The sequence below is a fragment of the Mucilaginibacter sp. genome (assembly GCF_041660805.1).
Taxonomy (GTDB): Bacteria; Bacteroidota; Bacteroidia; order Sphingobacteriales; family Sphingobacteriaceae; genus Mucilaginibacter.
Genome location: NZ_JBAZVP010000042.1, coordinates 15,067 through 32,956, shown reverse-complemented (window position 1 = coordinate 32,956; position 17,890 = coordinate 15,067). Strand labels below are relative to the sequence as shown.

20 protein-coding genes are annotated in these 17,890 nt (G+C 41.4%); 7 read left to right on the top strand and 13 right to left on the bottom strand.

Features of this window, described 5'->3' with window-relative positions:
- Nucleotides 1–216, top strand: a 216-nt coding sequence (locus tag WC743_RS26185; protein ID WP_373016513.1) for a hypothetical protein, incomplete at its 5' end; no start/stop codon positions are given.
- Here the strand turns inward: WC743_RS26185 and WC743_RS26180 are convergent.
- From WC743_RS26180 to WC743_RS26170, 3 genes are read right to left on the bottom strand one after another with little or no spacing between them, the layout of a single operon-like run.
- The gene (locus WC743_RS26180) at nucleotides 191–1,264 is read right to left on the bottom strand and encodes a GDSL-type esterase/lipase family protein (RefSeq protein ID WP_373016512.1); all 1,074 of its coding nucleotides are present in this window, start codon (nucleotides 1,262–1,264) and stop codon (nucleotides 191–193) included. The two genes, WC743_RS26185 and WC743_RS26180, sit on opposite strands and share 26 nt — an antisense overlap.
- A 23-nt stretch (nucleotides 1,265–1,287) precedes the next feature.
- Nucleotides 1,288–3,651: an endonuclease MutS2 gene (locus WC743_RS26175; protein ID WP_373016511.1), complete on the bottom strand. Its 2,364-nt coding sequence runs from the start codon at nucleotides 3,649–3,651 to the stop codon at nucleotides 1,288–1,290.
- Nucleotides 3,635–4,012 carry a DUF4296 domain-containing protein gene (locus tag WC743_RS26170; protein WP_373016510.1) on the bottom strand — a complete coding sequence of 126 codons (378 nt, stop codon included), beginning with the start codon at nucleotides 4,010–4,012 and terminating at the stop codon, nucleotides 3,635–3,637. The genes WC743_RS26175 and WC743_RS26170 overlap by 17 nt, the downstream gene beginning before the upstream one ends.
- A gap of 43 nt (nucleotides 4,013–4,055) precedes the next feature.
- Between WC743_RS26170 and WC743_RS26165 the strand changes: the two genes are divergently transcribed.
- From WC743_RS26165 to WC743_RS26150, 4 genes are all read left to right on the top strand, one after another.
- Nucleotides 4,056–4,745: a YggS family pyridoxal phosphate-dependent enzyme gene (locus tag WC743_RS26165; protein ID WP_373016509.1), complete on the top strand. Its 690-nt coding sequence runs from the start codon at nucleotides 4,056–4,058 to the stop codon at nucleotides 4,743–4,745.
- 78 nt (nucleotides 4,746–4,823) lie between these two features.
- Nucleotides 4,824–5,291, top strand: coding sequence for an N-acetyltransferase family protein (locus WC743_RS26160; protein WP_373016508.1), 468 nt, complete (start codon nucleotides 4,824–4,826; stop codon nucleotides 5,289–5,291).
- Between the two features lie 2 nt (nucleotides 5,292–5,293).
- Complete coding sequence (locus WC743_RS26155) at nucleotides 5,294–6,112, top strand: DUF3298 domain-containing protein (protein ID WP_373016507.1); 819 nt, start codon at nucleotides 5,294–5,296, stop codon at nucleotides 6,110–6,112.
- Nucleotides 6,099–7,355, top strand: coding sequence for an aspartate kinase (locus tag WC743_RS26150; protein ID WP_373016506.1), 1,257 nt, complete (start codon nucleotides 6,099–6,101; stop codon nucleotides 7,353–7,355). The genes WC743_RS26155 and WC743_RS26150 overlap by 14 nt, the downstream gene beginning before the upstream one ends.
- Before the next feature lie 16 nt (nucleotides 7,356–7,371).
- Here WC743_RS26150 and WC743_RS26145 read toward each other — a convergent pair whose 3' ends face one another.
- The 5 genes from WC743_RS26145 to WC743_RS26125 all read right to left on the bottom strand — a co-directional run bounded on the left by WC743_RS26145 (nucleotide 7,372) and on the right by WC743_RS26125 (nucleotide 11,794).
- Complete coding sequence (locus WC743_RS26145) at nucleotides 7,372–8,082, bottom strand: TIGR00297 family protein (RefSeq protein WP_373016505.1); 711 nt, start codon at nucleotides 8,080–8,082, stop codon at nucleotides 7,372–7,374.
- A 296-nt stretch (nucleotides 8,083–8,378) separates the two neighbouring features.
- Entirely contained in the window at nucleotides 8,379–8,558 is a 180-nt protein-coding gene (locus tag WC743_RS26140) for a hypothetical protein (RefSeq protein WP_373016504.1), read from the bottom strand.
- A 113-nt stretch (nucleotides 8,559–8,671) separates the two neighbouring features.
- Nucleotides 8,672–8,998, bottom strand: a complete 327-nt coding sequence (locus WC743_RS26135) for a DUF6686 family protein (RefSeq protein WP_373016503.1) — start codon at nucleotides 8,996–8,998, stop codon at nucleotides 8,672–8,674.
- A gap of 74 nt (nucleotides 8,999–9,072) precedes the next feature.
- Nucleotides 9,073–9,681 carry an HmuY family protein gene (locus WC743_RS26130; protein ID WP_373016502.1) on the bottom strand — a complete coding sequence of 203 codons (609 nt, stop codon included), beginning with the start codon at nucleotides 9,679–9,681 and terminating at the stop codon, nucleotides 9,073–9,075.
- 25 nt (nucleotides 9,682–9,706) lie between these two features.
- The gene (locus WC743_RS26125; protein WP_373016501.1) at nucleotides 9,707–11,794 is read right to left on the bottom strand and encodes a TonB-dependent receptor plug domain-containing protein; all 2,088 of its coding nucleotides are present in this window, start codon (nucleotides 11,792–11,794) and stop codon (nucleotides 9,707–9,709) included.
- Nucleotides 11,795–11,890: 96 nt separating this feature from the next.
- Here WC743_RS26125 and WC743_RS26120 point away from each other — a divergent pair, with 96 nt between their 5' ends.
- Together WC743_RS26120 and WC743_RS26115 are read left to right on the top strand one after the other, a co-directional pair.
- Nucleotides 11,891–12,826 carry a helix-turn-helix transcriptional regulator gene (locus WC743_RS26120; RefSeq protein WP_373016500.1) on the top strand — a complete coding sequence of 312 codons (936 nt, stop codon included), beginning with the start codon at nucleotides 11,891–11,893 and terminating at the stop codon, nucleotides 12,824–12,826.
- A gap of 38 nt (nucleotides 12,827–12,864) precedes the next feature.
- Nucleotides 12,865–13,344 carry a DUF4112 domain-containing protein gene (locus WC743_RS26115; RefSeq protein WP_373016499.1) on the top strand — a complete coding sequence of 160 codons (480 nt, stop codon included), beginning with the start codon at nucleotides 12,865–12,867 and terminating at the stop codon, nucleotides 13,342–13,344.
- A gap of 114 nt (nucleotides 13,345–13,458) precedes the next feature.
- Here the strand turns inward: WC743_RS26115 and WC743_RS26110 are convergent, their stop codons facing one another.
- The 5 genes from WC743_RS26110 to WC743_RS26090 form a co-directional block, all read right to left on the bottom strand.
- Nucleotides 13,459–15,897, bottom strand: coding sequence for a prolyl oligopeptidase family serine peptidase (locus tag WC743_RS26110; protein WP_373016498.1), 2,439 nt, complete (start codon nucleotides 15,895–15,897; stop codon nucleotides 13,459–13,461).
- Nucleotides 15,898–16,048: 151 nt separating this feature from the next.
- Nucleotides 16,049–16,486, bottom strand: a complete 438-nt coding sequence (gene rpmA / locus WC743_RS26105) for a 50S ribosomal protein L27 (protein WP_373016497.1) — start codon at nucleotides 16,484–16,486, stop codon at nucleotides 16,049–16,051.
- A 46-nt stretch (nucleotides 16,487–16,532) separates the two neighbouring features.
- A complete protein-coding gene (rplU, locus tag WC743_RS26100) occupies nucleotides 16,533–16,841 on the bottom strand; it encodes a 50S ribosomal protein L21 (RefSeq protein ID WP_373016496.1) in 309 nt (102 codons plus the stop codon).
- Between the two features lie 68 nt (nucleotides 16,842–16,909).
- Nucleotides 16,910–17,413: a hypothetical protein gene (locus tag WC743_RS26095; protein WP_373016495.1), complete on the bottom strand. Its 504-nt coding sequence runs from the start codon at nucleotides 17,411–17,413 to the stop codon at nucleotides 16,910–16,912.
- A 46-nt stretch (nucleotides 17,414–17,459) separates the two neighbouring features.
- Entirely contained in the window at nucleotides 17,460–17,849 is a 390-nt protein-coding gene (locus WC743_RS26090) for a four helix bundle protein (RefSeq protein WP_373016494.1), read from the bottom strand.
- Nucleotides 17,850–17,890: the final 41 nt, after the last annotated feature.

The following is a 17,890-nucleotide window of genomic DNA, read 5'->3' as shown; positions in this document are numbered from 1 at the left end:
ATACCTGGTCTACTACAACTGGGAACGGCCTCACCAGGGAATCAATGGCAAAAAACCTATCGATATGGTCACCTTAAACAACAAATAAAAACACCTGATTCTGTTACCGAATTACTAAACCCTTACAGCAATGACATGGTGGTTATGCGCAATTTGAGATCCTTCGCTATCGCTCAGGATGACAAATCAACTACCACTTCATCTTTTTCTCAATAAACCCTATCAGTTCGTTGGCCATAACCTGTTGTTCTTTCTCGTTTGGGTGGCCCGGTGTGTTTTTATACGGGAAAAAGTGCGTGTAAATTCCTTTATCCTTTAAACGGGCAACAGCCTTTTCAATGTATCCCGGCCACGGCGCGCCATCTTTGGTGGCATCCATACTGCCTAAAGCGCAAATAATTTTTGCCTTCGGATATTCGGCCCTTATCTTACTGATGAAATTCTGATAGCTTTTAATGATAAACTCCGGAGTTGGCGCGGTGGTACCAAAGCGCGCTTTAAATTGCTCATGCTCAAAATTCTTTACCAGCCATGAATCATTCTGAAACAGGTTAACCACCACCACTTCGGGTGTGTATTTTGAAAAATCCCATAATACTTTTGGATCTTTAGCAGCCAGCCGGTTATAAATATCGGGCATTACGTAATTGAACCAGCTAATGGTAATACCAATACCACTTTTTGATATGGAATTATAATCGGCATTAAGATGGCGGGCGGTAAGGTTTGCATAGCTTTTATAGGCGTTCACAAATTGATAGGTGCCCCTGTCCTTCCCTTCCTTATCTTCAATAGCGTAGCCGCAGGTAATTGAGTTTCCGTAAAATTCCATCCGGTGTTTGTAAACCGGTGGAGGCAGTAATTTACCTGCTATATCAAAACTATAGAAAAACAGTTTACCCATATCATATTCGGTACGTTTAAACAGTTCCAGTTTATGCGGGCCTGCGGGCAGGCCGGATACCAGCGCATATTCCTTTTTATCTACAGTTGGCTGTATAGCGGTTACTACTTTATCATCAACCACAACGGTTATTAAATCAAAACCAGAATCATCTTTTAGTGTCGCTTTCGCGCCTGTTCCACTAAAATTGATCACTACAGATGATGCCGACCAGGTAAGTTCAGCAGCATCGTCTTTCATGCCAACGCGACCCATGTAATGAATATTAGGGTCTTTATAACTAATTAGTGTTTGTGAATAGGTGTTTGAAGTACAGGCGAATAAAAGCAGTGCCAGACTTTTAATAATCAGTTTCTTCATTTATAAAAAATTTATTAGTTGGACTATTTTAAATAAACATAAGTAATTCCGTCACCGCCCCTGTCCGGGTGCTCATCTTCCATGCGGTCTACCTGATCATACTTTTTCAGGTACTGGCGAATCATCTTTCTAAGGATCCCATCACCCTTGCCGTGTAATATTTTTAATGTGCCAAAGCCCATCATCAAAGCACGGTCAAACAGTTTTTCAATTGCAAACAAAGCATCCTCGGTACGCATGCCCCGTACATCAATCTCCGGACTAAAATTAGCTATATCACTTGTGTGGTTATTACTGCTTCGCCTCAATTCTTTTGGCACAGTAGCTTTTGCCACCTTTTCTACCCGTTTTCTTTTCACTACGGTACGCAGTTCGCCCATGGCAATTACTACATTGTCTTTTATCAATTCAATTACTTGTCCTGTGGTGTCGCCATCAATCAGCTTTACCCAATCCCCGGGTTTTATTTCTTCATCAGTATTGGCAACCGGCTTTGCTGCCTCAACCTTAACCGTGTTCTTTTTAAGCTCGGTATTCAGGTTATCCCTAAGCGACCTGGTTACTTCTTTATCGGCATTGCTGCTTTTAATTTCGGCAATGGTATTCTCAACCAGTTTGTTGGCATTAAGGATTATGTTCTTTGCTTCCTGCTTAGCTTCTTTCAGTAATGCTTTCCTGTTTTCGTCCAGGAAGCTTTTCAATTCCTCGTTTTCAGCTAAAAGGGCATCTACCCTTTTCTGCTGGCGTTCCAGCTTTTGTTTGGTGTCGAAGATCTCTTTTTTCTCGCGTTCCAGGTCTATCAGTAAAGTATCAACCTTTTTTTGCCCCGCGCTTATTTTATTTTTAGCCAGATTGAGCACATTTTGCGGCAACCCAATTTTTTGAGCTATCTCAAACGCGTAGGAACTACCCGGCTTACCCACTTCCAGCCTGTATAGTGGCTGCATTTCGGTATTATTAAACAGCATGGATGCATTCTCAATCCCCTCGGTATGGCTGGCAAAGATCTTAAGGTTAGAGTAGTGCGTGGTCACCATACCCCTCACCTTTTTGTGATTTAGGGCCTCTAAAACAGCTTCGGCAATAGGGCCGCCAAATTGCGGATCGGTACCTGTACCAAACTCATCTATTAGTATCAGGGTTTTGCCATTAGCATCCTCTACAAATTTTTTCATTTTTGAGAGATGCGCGCTGTATGTACTCAGGTCACTTTCTATCGACTGATCATCACCTATATCAACAAACACCTGCTTAAAAACCCCCACTACACTATCAGCAGCTGCGGGTATCAGCAAGCCCGCCTGTACCATCATTTGCAGCAAGCCAACCGTTTTCATACAAACAGATTTACCACCCGCATTAGGCCCCGATACCACTATTACGCGGGTACCTTCATCAATAGAAACATTTAGTGGCACAACCGTTTTGTTCTCCTTTTTAAAATTCAGGAACAACAGCGGGTGCCGGGCATTAAACAGGCGTAACCTTGCTTCATTTACCACTTTGGGCATTTCGGCATCAATATCAATAGCAAAAAGCGCTTTGGCCCTAACAAAATCAAGCTTGGTTAACAGGCCATGATATGATAGTAAAAGCGGCACATAAGGCCTTAGCTCATCGGTTAAGGTGGTAAGTATTTTAATGATCTCGCGGCGGCGGTCAAACTCCAGATCGCGGATAAGGTTATTCAGCGTGAAAACTTCTTCCGGCTCAATATAAACCGTTTGGCCCGATGCGGATTCGTCATGTATAAAACCCTTTATCTTCCGTTTGTTTTCGGCTAATAAAGGGATACAAATTCGCCCGTCGCGTACGGTTAGTGAGCCGTCTGCCGTCCAGCCGTTGCTTGAAGCTGCTTTAAAGATCTGGTCTATTTTTTTACGTGCCTCTTGTTCAGCCTTTGAAATTCCGGATGTAATATCCATCAGCTCGCGCGAGGCATTTATACGGATCTTACCTTTAGGATCAATTACCTGGTCTATTTTTTTAAGTATCGTTTTCTCTATTGGCAGGTGCTCAAAAAGCGCTTCCAGATTGGGGTATATACCCTCGCGTTCGTTAAAATAAGCTATTACGGCAAACACAGTTGTTAACGAAGCCTGTACCTGAAAAAATTCTTCTTCGGATAGAAAAGAACCTTCAATACGGGCTTTATTTGCCAGTGATTTTATATCGTAAAAGTGGTTGATGGGCAGGGCATCATCATTTTGCAGGATGTTCTTAAACTCATTTGCCTGGTTTAAAAACTTAAATATCAGGTCGTAGTTACTCATTACCTGTATCTTATCAACCATTTGCTGACCCATAATACTCAGGCAATGTACTTTTATCAGTTCCTTAATTTCGGTGAAACCCAGCTTATCTGCACTATTATTGGGGTACAGCATTCTTTAATTTTTTAGTGCCAATTTTAGTTACCGAGTCTACTTTGAATTGTACTCTCTTTTGTATGGTATCATACATAGCCAGCATCAGTTCTGGTTGGGTAGAATAATACTTTAGGCTTTTTTTTAATATATCCTCTGTTGTATGGTGTTTTTTAAATACATCTTTATACTTATTTGCACCATATTTATACAAGCTATCCGGCGTTTGCTGTATAGCATATAATTGACCATCAACTAAATGGATGTCGGTTAACAGTTTTATCATTGGCTCCTTTTTTATAACACCGGCAGGCGGCCCTCCATTGTTGCAGGCACTTAAAAATACCAATACTGAAAAAAACAAGATTATATATTTATGCATTCTGTAATTTAGCGGCGTTTATAAAAAACAAAATTACGGATAAATGAGCATTGCAGATAATATCATCAGCTTAAAAAAAGAAACCGACGCAATTAATGTGACGCTGCTTGCAGTTTCAAAGACCAAACCCGCCAGCGACCTGCAACAGGCTTACGATGCCGGGCAGCGTTTGTTTGGCGAAAACATGGTACAGGAGCTTGTTGAAAAGTACGAAGTTTTACCAAAGGATATACAATGGCACTTGATTGGCCACCTGCAAAGCAATAAGGTTAAATACATTGCCCCATTCATTAGCATGATAGAATCTGTTGATAGTATTAAACTATTGCAGGAGATTAACAAACATGCCATAAAAAACAACCGGGTTATTGACTGTTTACTGCAAATATATATTGCCGACGAGGAAACCAAATTTGGTTTAGGTTTTGATGAAGCTATTGAACTGCTGCGCAGCGAAGAATACGCTGAATTGAAAAATATCCGCATAAGGGGCTTAATGGGGATTGCCACTAACACGGATAACGAAAAACAAATTAAGGACGAGTATTACGAATTGAAAACCTTTTTTGACGGCATTAAAACGAGCTTTTTTAGAAAGGACGAGTCGTTTGATACCCTATCAATGGGGATGTCATCTGACTATAAGGTGGCTATTGAACAGGGCAGCAACCTGATCCGCTTAGGCAGTACTATTTTTGGCGGCAGGCGTCCGAAGCAGAATTTGCCGAATTAAATAATTAACAGAATAAAAAAACTAAACCATAAGAATTCTGAAAATTTAAAAATCCTGTAAATTCTGATTCAAATACTAATGAACGTAAATATAAGAGTAGCCAATAAACAAGACTGCCCACGCCTGCTGGAGTTGATCACCGAACTTGCCGTGTACGAAAAAGCCCCCGATGAAGTAACTGTTACCTTGCAGGAATTTGAAGATGCCGGCTTTGGCAATAGACCGGTATGGAAAGCATTTGTTGCCGAAATTGATGGTGTAATAATAGGCTTCGCTTTATATTACATCCGTTACTCTACCTGGAAAGGCAGCAGGTTATACCTGGAAGATTTAATTGTTACGGAAGAGCATAGAGGTAAGCGGATAGGGAAACTATTATTTGAACGTATTATAACCGAAACCCGGGAAATGGGCTTAAGCGGTATGGTTTGGCAAGTGCTTGACTGGAATGAACCTGCCATTAATTTTTATAACAAATACCAGGCGAGTATTGAAGCCGGATGGTTAAATGCATCCCTCTCAAAAGAACAAATATTAAACTTATAGCTATGAGACTTACAGCTTTGCTTTGTTTAATGGTATTGGGCTTATCATCCTGCGAATGGGGAAGCATGCCTAAAAAGGAAGTTCACCCTATTTTTAAGGATACCCTTGTTTACACCTATAAAACTATACATGAACGTGCTGCAGACTGCGGAAACAAGCCGGATAGCGCGTGTACAGTAGTGAAAATTAAGTATCCTGAATTTAAAGGGCAAACTGTATTAAATGATACTGTTGAAAGCAAGCTGTTAAATGTTTTTATGCTGTCGGAGAAACCGGATACCAGCTTAAAAGACCTGACAAAAGACTTCCTGAAAGCTTATACTGATTCTAAAAAATCACACACAAGAGCGGAAATGTTTTATGAGTTAGATACCTATGCAAAGGTAATTATGCAGGATTCTGCGCTGGTATCTTTAGAGTATGGCGGGTATACATTCCAGGGAGGGGCACATGGGGCTTCCTTTACCGGCTTTATTAACTGGAACCCCAAAGCAAACAAAGAGATATTGTTAAAAGATATTTTAGTTGATGGTTATAACGCCCAACTAACAAAAGTTGCCGAAAGTATTTTCAGAAAAGATGAAAAATTGGCTGATACTGCTTCATTAGCAGGCAATTACTTTTTTAAGGACAATAAATTCGCACTAAACGAAAATTACGCGATCACGCCTCTGGGGTTACGGTTTATGTACAATCAGTACGAAATAAAACCTTATGCCGCAGGGCAAACAAAACTGTTTGTCCCCTACACACGTATCCTAACTTTATTGCGACCAAACTCGGTTGCTGCACAATTCATTATAAAAAATGCTGGTATTTAAATTTGGCGGTGCATCTGTTAAGAATGCACAAGGTGTTATTAATTTGGGCGAAATAGTTAGCAGCTATGCAGGCAACCAAATATTAGTGGTGGTATCGGCAATGGGTAAAACCACTAACGCGCTTGAAAAGTTAACCAATGCCTATGTTAACGGCACTGAAGATGTTCATGAAGTTTTTGAAGAAATAAAAGACTATCATTACCAGATCCTGCACGAGCTCTTCGGCGAAACGCACCCTGTGTTTGATGAGATAGCCAATACTTTTGTTGAAATTGATTGGATGATAGAGGACGAACCGCATGACGATTACGACTTTATTTATGACCAGATTGTTTCGGTAGGCGAACTGGTATCTACCCGGATAGTGAACGCGTGGTTTAATCATGCAGGCATTACCAGCAAATGGATTGATGTACGCGGGTATATCCATACCGATAACACTTACCGCGAAGGTGTTGTTGACTGGGATAAAACCAAGGCCAGCATTGAAAAGGATATCCCGTTATTGCTAAATAACAGCGTTGTAGTAACACAGGGTTTTTTAGGCGGAACATCTGAAAACTTTACAACCACGCTGGGCCGTGAAGGATCTGATTATACCGCTTCTATATTTGCAGCCTGCCTGGATGCGGAGTCTGTTACTACATGGAAAGATGTGCCCGGTATATTAAATGCCGACCCTAAATTTTTTGAGGATACCATAAAGTTTGATGAGTTAAGCTACCAGGAAGCTATAGAGATGACTTATTATGGCGCGACTGTTATTCACCCTAAAACAATAAAGCCATTACAGAACGCTAAGATACCCTTGCTGGTTAAGTCGTTCGCCCACCCGGATGCCCCCGGAACAGTGGTAAAGGAAACGGTTACCTATAAGTTTGAGAAACCTATAATTATTGTAAAGCAAAACCAGGTGTTGTTATCTATCTCAACTGTTGATTATTCTTTTATTACAGAAACCCACCTGAGCGAAATCTTTGGGTTATTTGCTGATGGCCAGGTAAAAATTAATATGATGCAAACATCCGCATTAAGTTTTACAGCCTGTATAGATCTTTCAAGCGGTAGATTTGAGAAACTGCTGCGGTCTTTAAAAGAAGCATTCAAGGTGAGGTATAATGACAATCTTACACTGATCACCTTAAGGCATTACACTGATGCTTCGGTTGTTGAACTTACTGCCGGAAAAACCGTTCTGCTTACACAAAGCAACAGAAATACAGCACAGGTAGTAGTTAAATAATTAGTTTAGTTACTTGTTATATCAGTATTAATAACCAGCAAGTTAATACCGACAATGCTGTATTTAAAAAATTCACGGCATCGTTATTCAGGTAGGCTTTCCTTTCGAGCGTAGCTCCTAAAATAGAGTCGGTTATATTGCCCATTGTACCGGCTATTATGATGTAAAAAAAGGTATTGCCCCAGCCAAAACCAATTGCATATATAACAGCTATAACTACTGAACCGGCAATACCAATCAGCGTACCTTCTAAACTGATCACCCCATCCCTGCCCTTTTCATCCGGCTTAAAATTAATGATGTTATAAAAGCGCCTGCCGTAAACCATGCCAAGTTCTGACGACAAAGTATCTGCCGTTGCCGAAGCTAAAGCAGCGGCCGTTAAAACAGTAAACAAAATAGTTTGCGAAGGTATCTGGTAGGCCAATAGTCCCATTATAGCAGCAATGCCTCCGTTTGCCAGTACCTGCCCCGCATTACGTTTTTCCGGGTGATGTTTATCTGTGGCTATTTTTCTTTTCTCCGCTTTTTTATGTGATGTAGCCAACACCGACAAAACAAAGAATGCCGCTAACATACCTATTCCTGTAAACCCGGCACCTGCAAATATTGCCAGCGCTACCACACCGCCTGTTAAAGTGCCCGCCGGGGTTAGCTTGTTTGCTTTATAACTGGCAAACATGGCTGCAAAAAGCAGGATAAGGAAAATAATAACAGGTGTTGACATTGGGTATCAAACCTAAAAAATATTTTTGTCATCCGGGGTGGTTCGACAGGCACACAATGACAGATTTAGTTATATGGGTCATGCTGAGCCTGTCTTGTCATGGTGAGCCTGTCGAACCACATTGCGAGGTGGGCCTTTGCGCACGTCCTTCGACAAGCTCAGGATGACCCCAACAAATGTCGTTTCCCCTTCAAAATCCACCGGATATTATCATTCATCATGATAGATTATTGGAGTTTGACCTGGTAAATTGTTTTAAAACAACAAAGCCCCTTTATAAGGGGTTCTCCTATTTATTAACCTTTTTTATGTTCAGGTTTGTGGGCGCTGTCTCTGCTTGATGTTTGATCAGACCGTTGGCCGCCGGCATTGCTGATACCCTTTTGTTTTTGGGTTTCTTTAGCATCGTTAAAAGCACGGTCAGCTGTTGAATTTCCCTGGCCTTTGTTATTGTTCTTAAAATCCTGCGCTTTCATAATTATAGTATTTAAGTTTTCAATATGGCTTTTAAGCCGTTTAACTTTATACAACAACCATACCGTTACAACCAATTCGCAGCTATTTATTTGCAATTGCTAATCGCCGGGCACTACTTTCCCTGATATATTGCCTGGTAAACTTCCTGCATGTATTGCGCCTCTACCATGGCGGCATTAAAGTCCTCCCATTCGGTGTCAGAGAAAACAAAATTGATGTCGCTGTTAGGCGTACAAAGCACCAATCTATCAGATCCATCCGGGAACGGGAAACTCCGGTCATCAAATTCCATTTCTGTTGCAAACTTCTGAAACAATTTAAATTGCTCGGGGGTAAAACACAGCATCAAGTTATTATGCCATATGTTTATCATTCCGCATTCAACACAATGGCTAATGGTTGTTGCTCCGTATTGCGTCAGTATCCTTGTTTCGCACATAATGAAGGGGTTTTAGTGCCTGCTTTACCTGCGGTGGCAAACGCTCCGCCCGCAGGTAAACAGGGCTTTGGTTTTTAATTCAGTGTAGTGCTTCCATTAGCCTGGTAAGCAAATTTAAAAGTGTAATACCTTGATGCAGGCCTTGTTGCCAGATCAGCAAATGCCGCTGTAGTTGGATCAGGGTTGCCTTTGTAATAGCTTTTCATTTCAATTTTTGCATAGTTACCAGCGCTGGTTTTCACAACTAATATTTTACCCGGAGTAGCTAATATGGCATGCTGCGGTGCCGTTTCTGCTGTGTAAGTGTACCATCCGGTTATGGCGGCTGCACCTTTCGCATCTGTTTTGTAACCTGCTGCCGGTGCAGCAACAAGGTCTGCAAATGTGCTGCTTACAACCTGTGCCTGTGCTGTACCGCTGCCCGATGTGCCGCCATTTACCAGTATACTGGTTGATGAGAATTTAATATCCCACTTGGTGCTTGCGGTATCTGCACCTGTTACTACCGAGTTAGTGCTTAAGCTGTAATAAACACTTCCTTTTGAACCATCAAGATCGGTTACTGTGTTGGTGGTAAGCGTTACAGGCGCGGGTGCCGGGTCATCATTATTTTTGGAGCACGATGTTATTACCAATGCCGAACCGCTAATTAGTACTAATGCAAGAGTTTTAAATTTATTCATGTTGTTTTTAGTTTGATATGTGTGTTTATTGTTTGTTGAAATTATAAGTGATCCCTGCGTACATCAGCCTGCCGGGTAAGTTGCTTATGGCTGCTGTATTTTTGTAATTGCCCAGGTTTTCTGCCGTAACCTGCAGGCGTAACTGGTTGTGGTAAAACAGTTTTGATACCGAGGCATTAAACAGCACGTACCCTTTTACATACTCATCATCGCGGTTCACAATGCCGTTGCCGTCCAAATCAGAGAAACCATAACGGCCGCGGTAGATAGCCCGTACAGAAGTGATTATGCCTGATTTATCGTCCTGATAGGCTATGCGGGCGTTAGCCATGTATTTAGAGCGGTTAAGCAAGCCGCCATACTGGCTTTTTGTAATTTTGATAGTCTCGCGGGTTGCCGGGTCAAGCCCAAAAACTTGTCCGGCTTTAATTTTGTCAAGCACGCTTTGATCATAAGCTTCCAGGTATTGCAGGCCACCGGCAATTGTCCAGTTTTTTAAAAGACTATAGCTGATATCAGTTTCTGCACCCTGGGTGTATACATCATGGATATTGAAGTAAGAGAACACCGACTGCCCGTTCGTTTTTATAGCTATGGGCTGCGAATCTATCAGGTCGCGAATGTTATTGCGGAACACATTAACGGTCCACATAAGGTTAGCAATTGGCCTGTAGCGGTAACCGAAATTGTAAGCTGTAGAACTTTCAGCATTTAGTTTTTGAAGCGTAGCAGGGTCTATCAAAATGCTTTGTATCTGGCCCTGCGCCTCTAGTTTCAATACTTCGTTATAGGCCTCCTCATAACCAAAAACGCTGTAGCCTACCACCGCGTTGGTAAAGTTGAGGTACAGTTGCCTAAAATCAGGGGCTTTATAACCTTTCCCGGTTGAAGCAAGCAGTACAAACTTTTCACTCAATTGATAACTGGCAGCCAGCTTGGGGCTAAACTGCGAGCGGTAAACGCTGTGGGTATCAAACCGGCCGCCTGCAATTATATTTAGCTTTGTAAACAGTGTCCAATCTGCCTGCCCGTAAGCGTAGCCGGAGTTAAATGTTTGTTTTTTATTGTAACGGGTTGCAACAACGCTTTCATACTGGCCGCCTGCCCCGCCGGTTAATCTTAAATTTTTGAGCCATTGGTAATCGCCTTGTGCTTCGGCGCGGTTAAATTCCTGGTTAAAGTAAGTTTGATCATAGGCGGTGCCGGTAGCTATATAATTAAGGTTTGATTTTGTGCTGTAAGCGGCATGATAAAACCTTAGTTCGCCGGTAAATTTATCTGAAAAGCGATGTGTAAGAGCCGTATTTATATTCAGGTCCGTTTCTTTTCCTTTACCCGTAACCTGCCCGCTATCAACGGTAAAATTATTATCGGCTGTATTAGTATAGTTCCTTGCCTGAATTTTAAAATTCGTGCGGTCGCTGAATTTATAAGTTAACCGGCCATTTAAAGTGTATCCGTAAAACGGAGATACAGTTGGGCTGCCGGATTGTGGCTGCAACGAATAACCACTGCTGCTGTACCGGTTTGCAAATGCCGAAACAGATAAACGCTTTGTGGCATAAGCGCCGTTTAATGAAATATCTACATTGTTATTTGTACCATACCTTGCCGCTAAACTGCCGGATGTACCTAAAGCAGGCGTTGCTGAAATGATGTTCACCACCCCGGCCATAGCCTCACTCCCATATAATGAGGATACCGGCCCCTTTACAATTTCTATTTTTTCGATATTATTTGTGGTGATGCGTGACAGGTCGAGGATGCCGGTTGTACGGCCTATTAACGGCATACCATCCAGCATGATCATGGTATAATCCGGACTAAACCCCTGTATCTGGATCCCCTGTCCGTGCGCATCAGGTAAAACGCTTAAACCTGTTTGTTCATTTAGTATTTCGTTTAGCCTAACCAATCCACGGTTCTTAATTTCCTTATTGCTTATCGTGCTCACCGGCATCGGTACGTTCATCAGGTATTTTGCCGTGCGGGTTGCGGTGATCACTACTTCTTTCAATTTTTTAGATTTCGATGTATCGGATCTTAAAGAATCTGCCTGCTGCGCATTTACTATTACCGGAAAAAGAAGCAAGCAGAATAAGAAAAGTTTCATTTATTTAGACTAATTAAAAATAATGATGCAAATTTACATAACCTTAGCTTACGTGGTTAACGCTAAACGGATTGAAAACAACGCCAAACGGATTTTATGCACCTAACCTTTACATCCTCATCATCAAGTACGCAAAAACTGCAATTGCAGCACCCCGATGAGTTTGCCGGTGATTTTCAAGAGCGCGTAACGGTGATAACGGATACCTGGGGCAAATTCAATTTCAGAGAAAGCTGGTTTAAAGATGTTTGCATTTGCTACACCGTATTTAGTAAAACCGGGCCATGTACAATAAATGTGCAATGCGACAATTTTTGCTGGCTGATGAGCTTTGTTTTAGAGGGTAAGTTTAAAATTGATAGGGCTATGCTCAAAGAAAAGAAGTCCCCTATTCAGCAGCATCCTTATTTAAATGCCGATGTATTAATTGATAGTGACACCAGGGTTCTTACTGTATGCTTAACCCGTAACTTTGTAAGCAAATTTGTTAAAGAAGAATTGCTGGATGATAAGATCTATAGGGCTATTGTTCCTGTAAATATTAGCGATCATCGTAATACCCGGCTCAATTCTATTGTAAAAGATATATTGAATGCAGATCAGCCGGGAACCATCAGGCGTATATTCCTTGAGTCAAAAATTCTAGAACTATTATCCATCCAGTTACAAGACCCGGCCCGAGATCAGGCTACCCCAAAAGGTTTAAACAAAGAAGATATAGCACGTTTGCACGAAGCTAAGTTGATTATAGCCCAAAACATGCAAGCCCCCTGCTCGCTTATTGAACTTGCCAAGCGTACGGGATTGAATGATTTTAAGCTAAAAAAAGGGTTTAAGGCAATATTTGGTAATACTGTTTTTGGATACTTGTTTCAGCTGCGTATGGATACCGCTTATAATTTACTTAGGGATAATAAAAGCGTAAGTGAAGTTGCCGAGATCATTGGCTATAAAAACCCACATCATTTTACCGCGGCTTTTAAAAAGCGATATGATATGCTGCCCAGCCAGGTAAACAAAATAACCGCTTAATAATCAAACAAATTAGTCCAGCCTGTTATTCATCTGGTGTGGCTCTTAACAATTCAAAACAAATTCAATTAACCGGTCAGCTTAAATGGGTGGAGCGGATAGCATCTGTAATGGATGATAAATTCCGTATGCCGGGTACAAACTTCCGGTTCGGGCTCGATCCAATAATGAACCTTATCCCCTTTGCAGGTGATGTATCTGGCTTTGTAGTTGCCGCAGCCCTGTTATATGTAATGGCCAAAAATGGTGTGAGCCGAAAAGTGCTTATACTAATGGCCATAAATATTTGTGTTGATGCGCTATTGGGTGCAATACCACTATTAGGCATGGTGTTTGACTTTTATTTCAAAGCCAATACGCGCAACATCCGGCTCCTAAAAGAACATTACCAGGAAGGTAAACATACAGGTAGCGGCCAGGGGATAATAATTATTTTATTAATTGTAATGATTGTATTTATGGCGGCTGTAGTGTTTATAAGCTATAAGGCCTTGCAATGGCTGTTTATGCAGTTTTAGAAAAATGGATTACCGAATATTGCCCATATGCAACTAACATAAGAGTTCAATTTACATTAGATCGGCCCGGATAATTATCCGGGCCGATCATTATTAAGTACTTTATCTTATTAATTAATTAGTACCTGCGGTTGCTGCAGGTGCAGCATTCTTTACGTATTTATCCATCCATTGATTTATTTCCCATAACTTGTGCAGCAAATTTTCGCGGCCACGGTAACCATGAGCCTCATAAGGCAGGTAAACAAATCTTACAGTCCCTCCCAAGCCTTTAAGGGCGGCAAACAAACGCTCACTGTTAATAGGAAAAGTACCGGGATTGTCGTCGGCCTCGCCATGTATAAGCAATATCGGCGTTTTAATTTTATCAGCAAAGCTAAAAGGGCTCATATCATAATACAACTTAGGGTCTTCCCAATAAGTACGCTCTTCATTCTGAAATCCGAAAGGTGTAAGTGTGCGGTTATAAGCACCGCTTTCTGCAATACCGGCTTTAAACAGACTGGTATGCGCCAACAGGTTTGCTGTCATAAACGAACCGTAACTATGGCCGCCTACTGCTATACGGTTCCTGTCGCCTACTCCCATTTCAGCCAATTTGTTTATGGCAGCGTCGGCGTTTAGCTGTAGCTGTTCAACAAATGTATCATTCGGTTTTTTGCCGTCTTTAGCAACAATAGGCATTTCGGCATTATCTAAAATAGCATAACCCTGTGTAACAAAGAAAACCGGACTACCGCCACCAATAACCGTAAATTTATGTTGTGAACCGCGTACCTGTGCCGCATCAGACGCTGAATTAAATTCACGCGGGTAAGCCCATATCAGTACAGGTAAGGGGCCGTCTTTATCTTTGTTATAGCCCTTTGGCAAATATAGATCGGCAGTAAGGTCAACGCCATCACTGCGTTTGTAATGTATTTTCTCTTTACTCACCCCAACCAATTGCGGGTAAGGATTGGCAAAGGTAGTCACCGGCCTGTCGGCTATTTTAAGTATCAGGTTTTTGATGTAATAATTGGGTACATCTTTCTCTGATTCGCGGCGGGTAAGCAGGATCAGTTTTTCAGGATCTATTACATCAACAACAGTTTCAAAAGTACCTTCAGCACTGCGCCAGATAATATCATTCTTGCCAGATGCCAGATCAAATCGGGATAAGAACGGAAGATCACCTTTTGATGAAGCCCCTACCCGGTTATTCATCAGTAATTTGGTGCCATTATCGGTAGTAAGCAATACCTCGCGGGCAAACTTATTTTTAACAGTTACCGGGTCTCCGGGATCTTTATAAGCATCATTGGTATTCCGTTCGTAAAGCTTTTCCAGTTTCCCGGTTGATGGGTCAAACCTGTTTACACGTTCCAGTTGTTTTGAGCGTAAACCCTCTGTAACTAAGGCCAGCCCGGCATTACCCCATTGTGTACCACGGTAACGGTAAGGTGTTTTAAAAAGCTCGGTTGGCTGCCCGGTAAAGGGCGCTGTTAAAGCATAAACAGCATCATGGTAATCAGTTTTCTTTTTGATGCGGCCGCTATCTAAAGGGTGCGCCCAGGTAATAGTTGCGGGCTCATCATCACGCCAGTTAAAACCGCGGTCGATGTTTTGGGTATTATCATAACCTGATGGTGTGCCTTCGCTTGATGGCAGTTCTGCCAGTACTTTAACCGTTTTACCGGCCAGATCAGTTATCTTAACAGTTGACGGAAAGCCGCCTGCTGTAACAAGATAAGAGAATGGTTTTTTAATAGCCCTTACCATCATGTATTTTTTATCGGGCGATAAAGTAATATTGCCGTTAATGGCTGGTTTGCCTATCGGTGTTTCTACCCCATTCTTATTTTGCACTAATTGTGATGTCGCAAAAAACTCAAACAGTTGCTCGTCATATGGTGTTTTTATCAGATCTTCATACGTGGCGCTTGGGGCTGCTTTGCCCAGGCTTTGCTGTATAGTTGGCCCTTTAGGTACGGGTGGCCTTGCAGGCGCCGCACTTGCGGGCTTTAAAGCGGTACGGTAAAGCATGGTGTGGTTATCAGTCCATACAACTGCACCGCCTTGTGCTATAACCGTGTTTAATGGAGCCCTATTTGCTCTAACTGCCTTTTGGGTAAGCAGGTTTATCACATACAGATCAACGCTTTTTGTTCCGGTTTGGGTGAACGCTATCTTGTTTTCATCAGGGCTCCAGCTTATGTTGCTTGCAAACAATGGCACGGGTAAGCTGGTAATATTATAAGTTTTACCGCTTTTAATATTTTTTAGGGTAAAGTTATTTACATAGGCGCCCCTGCTAAGTGAGTAATTTGCCGGGTTAATGCGCAGGCCTGCAATACGCAGCTCTGGCCGGGCAAGTTCTTCAACAGAGGGATACGGGTTACGTTCGCTCAGCAGCATCCACTCCGCTTTAGAGTCAATGCTAACGGCCGGTGTAGGTTTGGCCAGCAACAGATCGGCCATGGCTTTTGGCGGCAACTGATAACTTACCGCATCCTGTGCGTTAGCATATACGGCAGGCAGCAGCAGTAAAAAACAGAACGTAAACTTTTTCATATTGTGAGTTTGATTAAGGATGGATGAATTTAATGATTATCATCTGCAAAAAGAGCCTGTCATTGTAAAAATCTGGCTATGAAAACTTACAAAAACAAAAAAGCCCCGGTCAAATGACCAGGGCTTTCCAATATGATGAGTTTCGCTAAAATTATTCAGCTACTGCTTCTTCAGCATCAGGTGCTGCTTCTTTCTTTGCTTTTGGAGCTGCTGCTTTTTTAGCTTTAGGAGCTTCTTCAGTAACTTCAGCTGCAACAGGTGCTGCTACTTCTACTGCTTTTGCTTCAGCTTTCGCTTTTGGAGCAGGTGCTGCATCTTCTGCAACAGGTGCTACTTCAAAAGGAATAACAGAAACGTATGAACGGTTGTCTGCTTTCTTTTTGAATACTACATGACCTGCAGTTAATGCAAATAAGGTATGATCTTTACCGATACCTACGTTAAGGCCCGGATTGTGTTTGGTACCACGCTGACGAACGATGATGTTACCTGCAATTGCTGGCTGCCCACCGAAAATTTTGATACCTAAACGTTTGCTATGTGATTCGCGGCCGTTTCTTGAACTACCGGCCCCTTTTTTGTGTGCCATTTCTTAATTTCTTTTGTGGGATAACGAGACCCCGTTTAAAATTTAATTATAATGTGATACCGGTGATCTCGATCTTGGTAAATTGCTGACGGTGACCGTTTTTCTTTTTGTAACCTTTTCTTCTTTTCTTTTTGAAGATAATTACTTTATCACCTTTTAAATGAGACAAGATCTTAGCTGATACTTTAGCACTTTTTAAATCAGAACCTAATTTAAAGCTACCTTCGTTTTCTGCTAACAATACCTGGTCAAATTCAATACTAGCGCCTTCATCTCCCTGTAAACGGTGTACAAAGATCTGCTGGTCTTTTGCAACTTTAAATTGCTGTCCGGCTATACTTACTATTGCGTACATTGTTGATTAATTATTATTTTAAATTTTGAGGTGCAAATATATGGATTAATAAATTAATATCCAATGCACTATTTGCTATTTTTCTGACGTGCTTCTGCCTCCTGCAATACTTTCTGTATTTCTTTTATCAGGCGCTCGTTGGCATCTTTCAGTTTATCATTACCATCATAGGCAGCATCAAACATAACTGTTTTGCTTTTGCGCTTGTAATTAAACTGGATCAGGTACCGTGGCGATCTTACCTTTGTTTCGGTATTTAGCTCCTTAGCCGGGAAATCCCAAAAGCCCAGATCGGCAGCTTTGCGGTGCAGGTACAGAAGGTCGTCTTTGGTTAGTTTCAGGTGCATTTTAATGACAGAATCGCGTGTATTCACAAACTGGTAATCGCCCGTTTTTGAGTCGTATTTATTAAGCAGGCTGTCACCATAGCCATATTGGAATTGTATAGATTGAAATTCAGAGAACTTATAAGGCGCGTTCTTGATCATCATACCATAATAATAGATACAATAGAATAAGAACGGCACAACGATACTTGCTATAAGAAATATTTTTTTAGAACGACTTGACATTATAATTAATTAGTGATTTAATGAATTAGTGAGTTAGTGATTTTTATTAACTCTTTGTGTTGTTTTTATTTGTTGATACGGTTTTTCTTGATGCTGAGGTGATTTTTAGAATTTGATTTGCTTCATCTAATAAGTAGAATAATTCAGATTGTTTAACAATTTCGGCTTCAATAAGTACTTCCATCCAAAAGGCAGATTCATCTGCTTCTTCAACCACAATAGATAGTTTTGAATGAAACTCTGCTTGTGATCTTGCTCTGCAAGCAGCCCTATAATTGGCACCCACCGATGAAGATGATCTTAAAAGTTGTCTTCCTATTATCTTTGCCTCTTCTGTTTTTGGTAAAGTTTTGAAAAACTTTATATTGTCAACAACAAATTTCTTTGTCCTATTTCTAAACAGTTCAGCAAAATCAGTTTTTGTAGTATCTGCCATTTATGTCATCAATCACTAATTCACTAATTCACTAACTCATT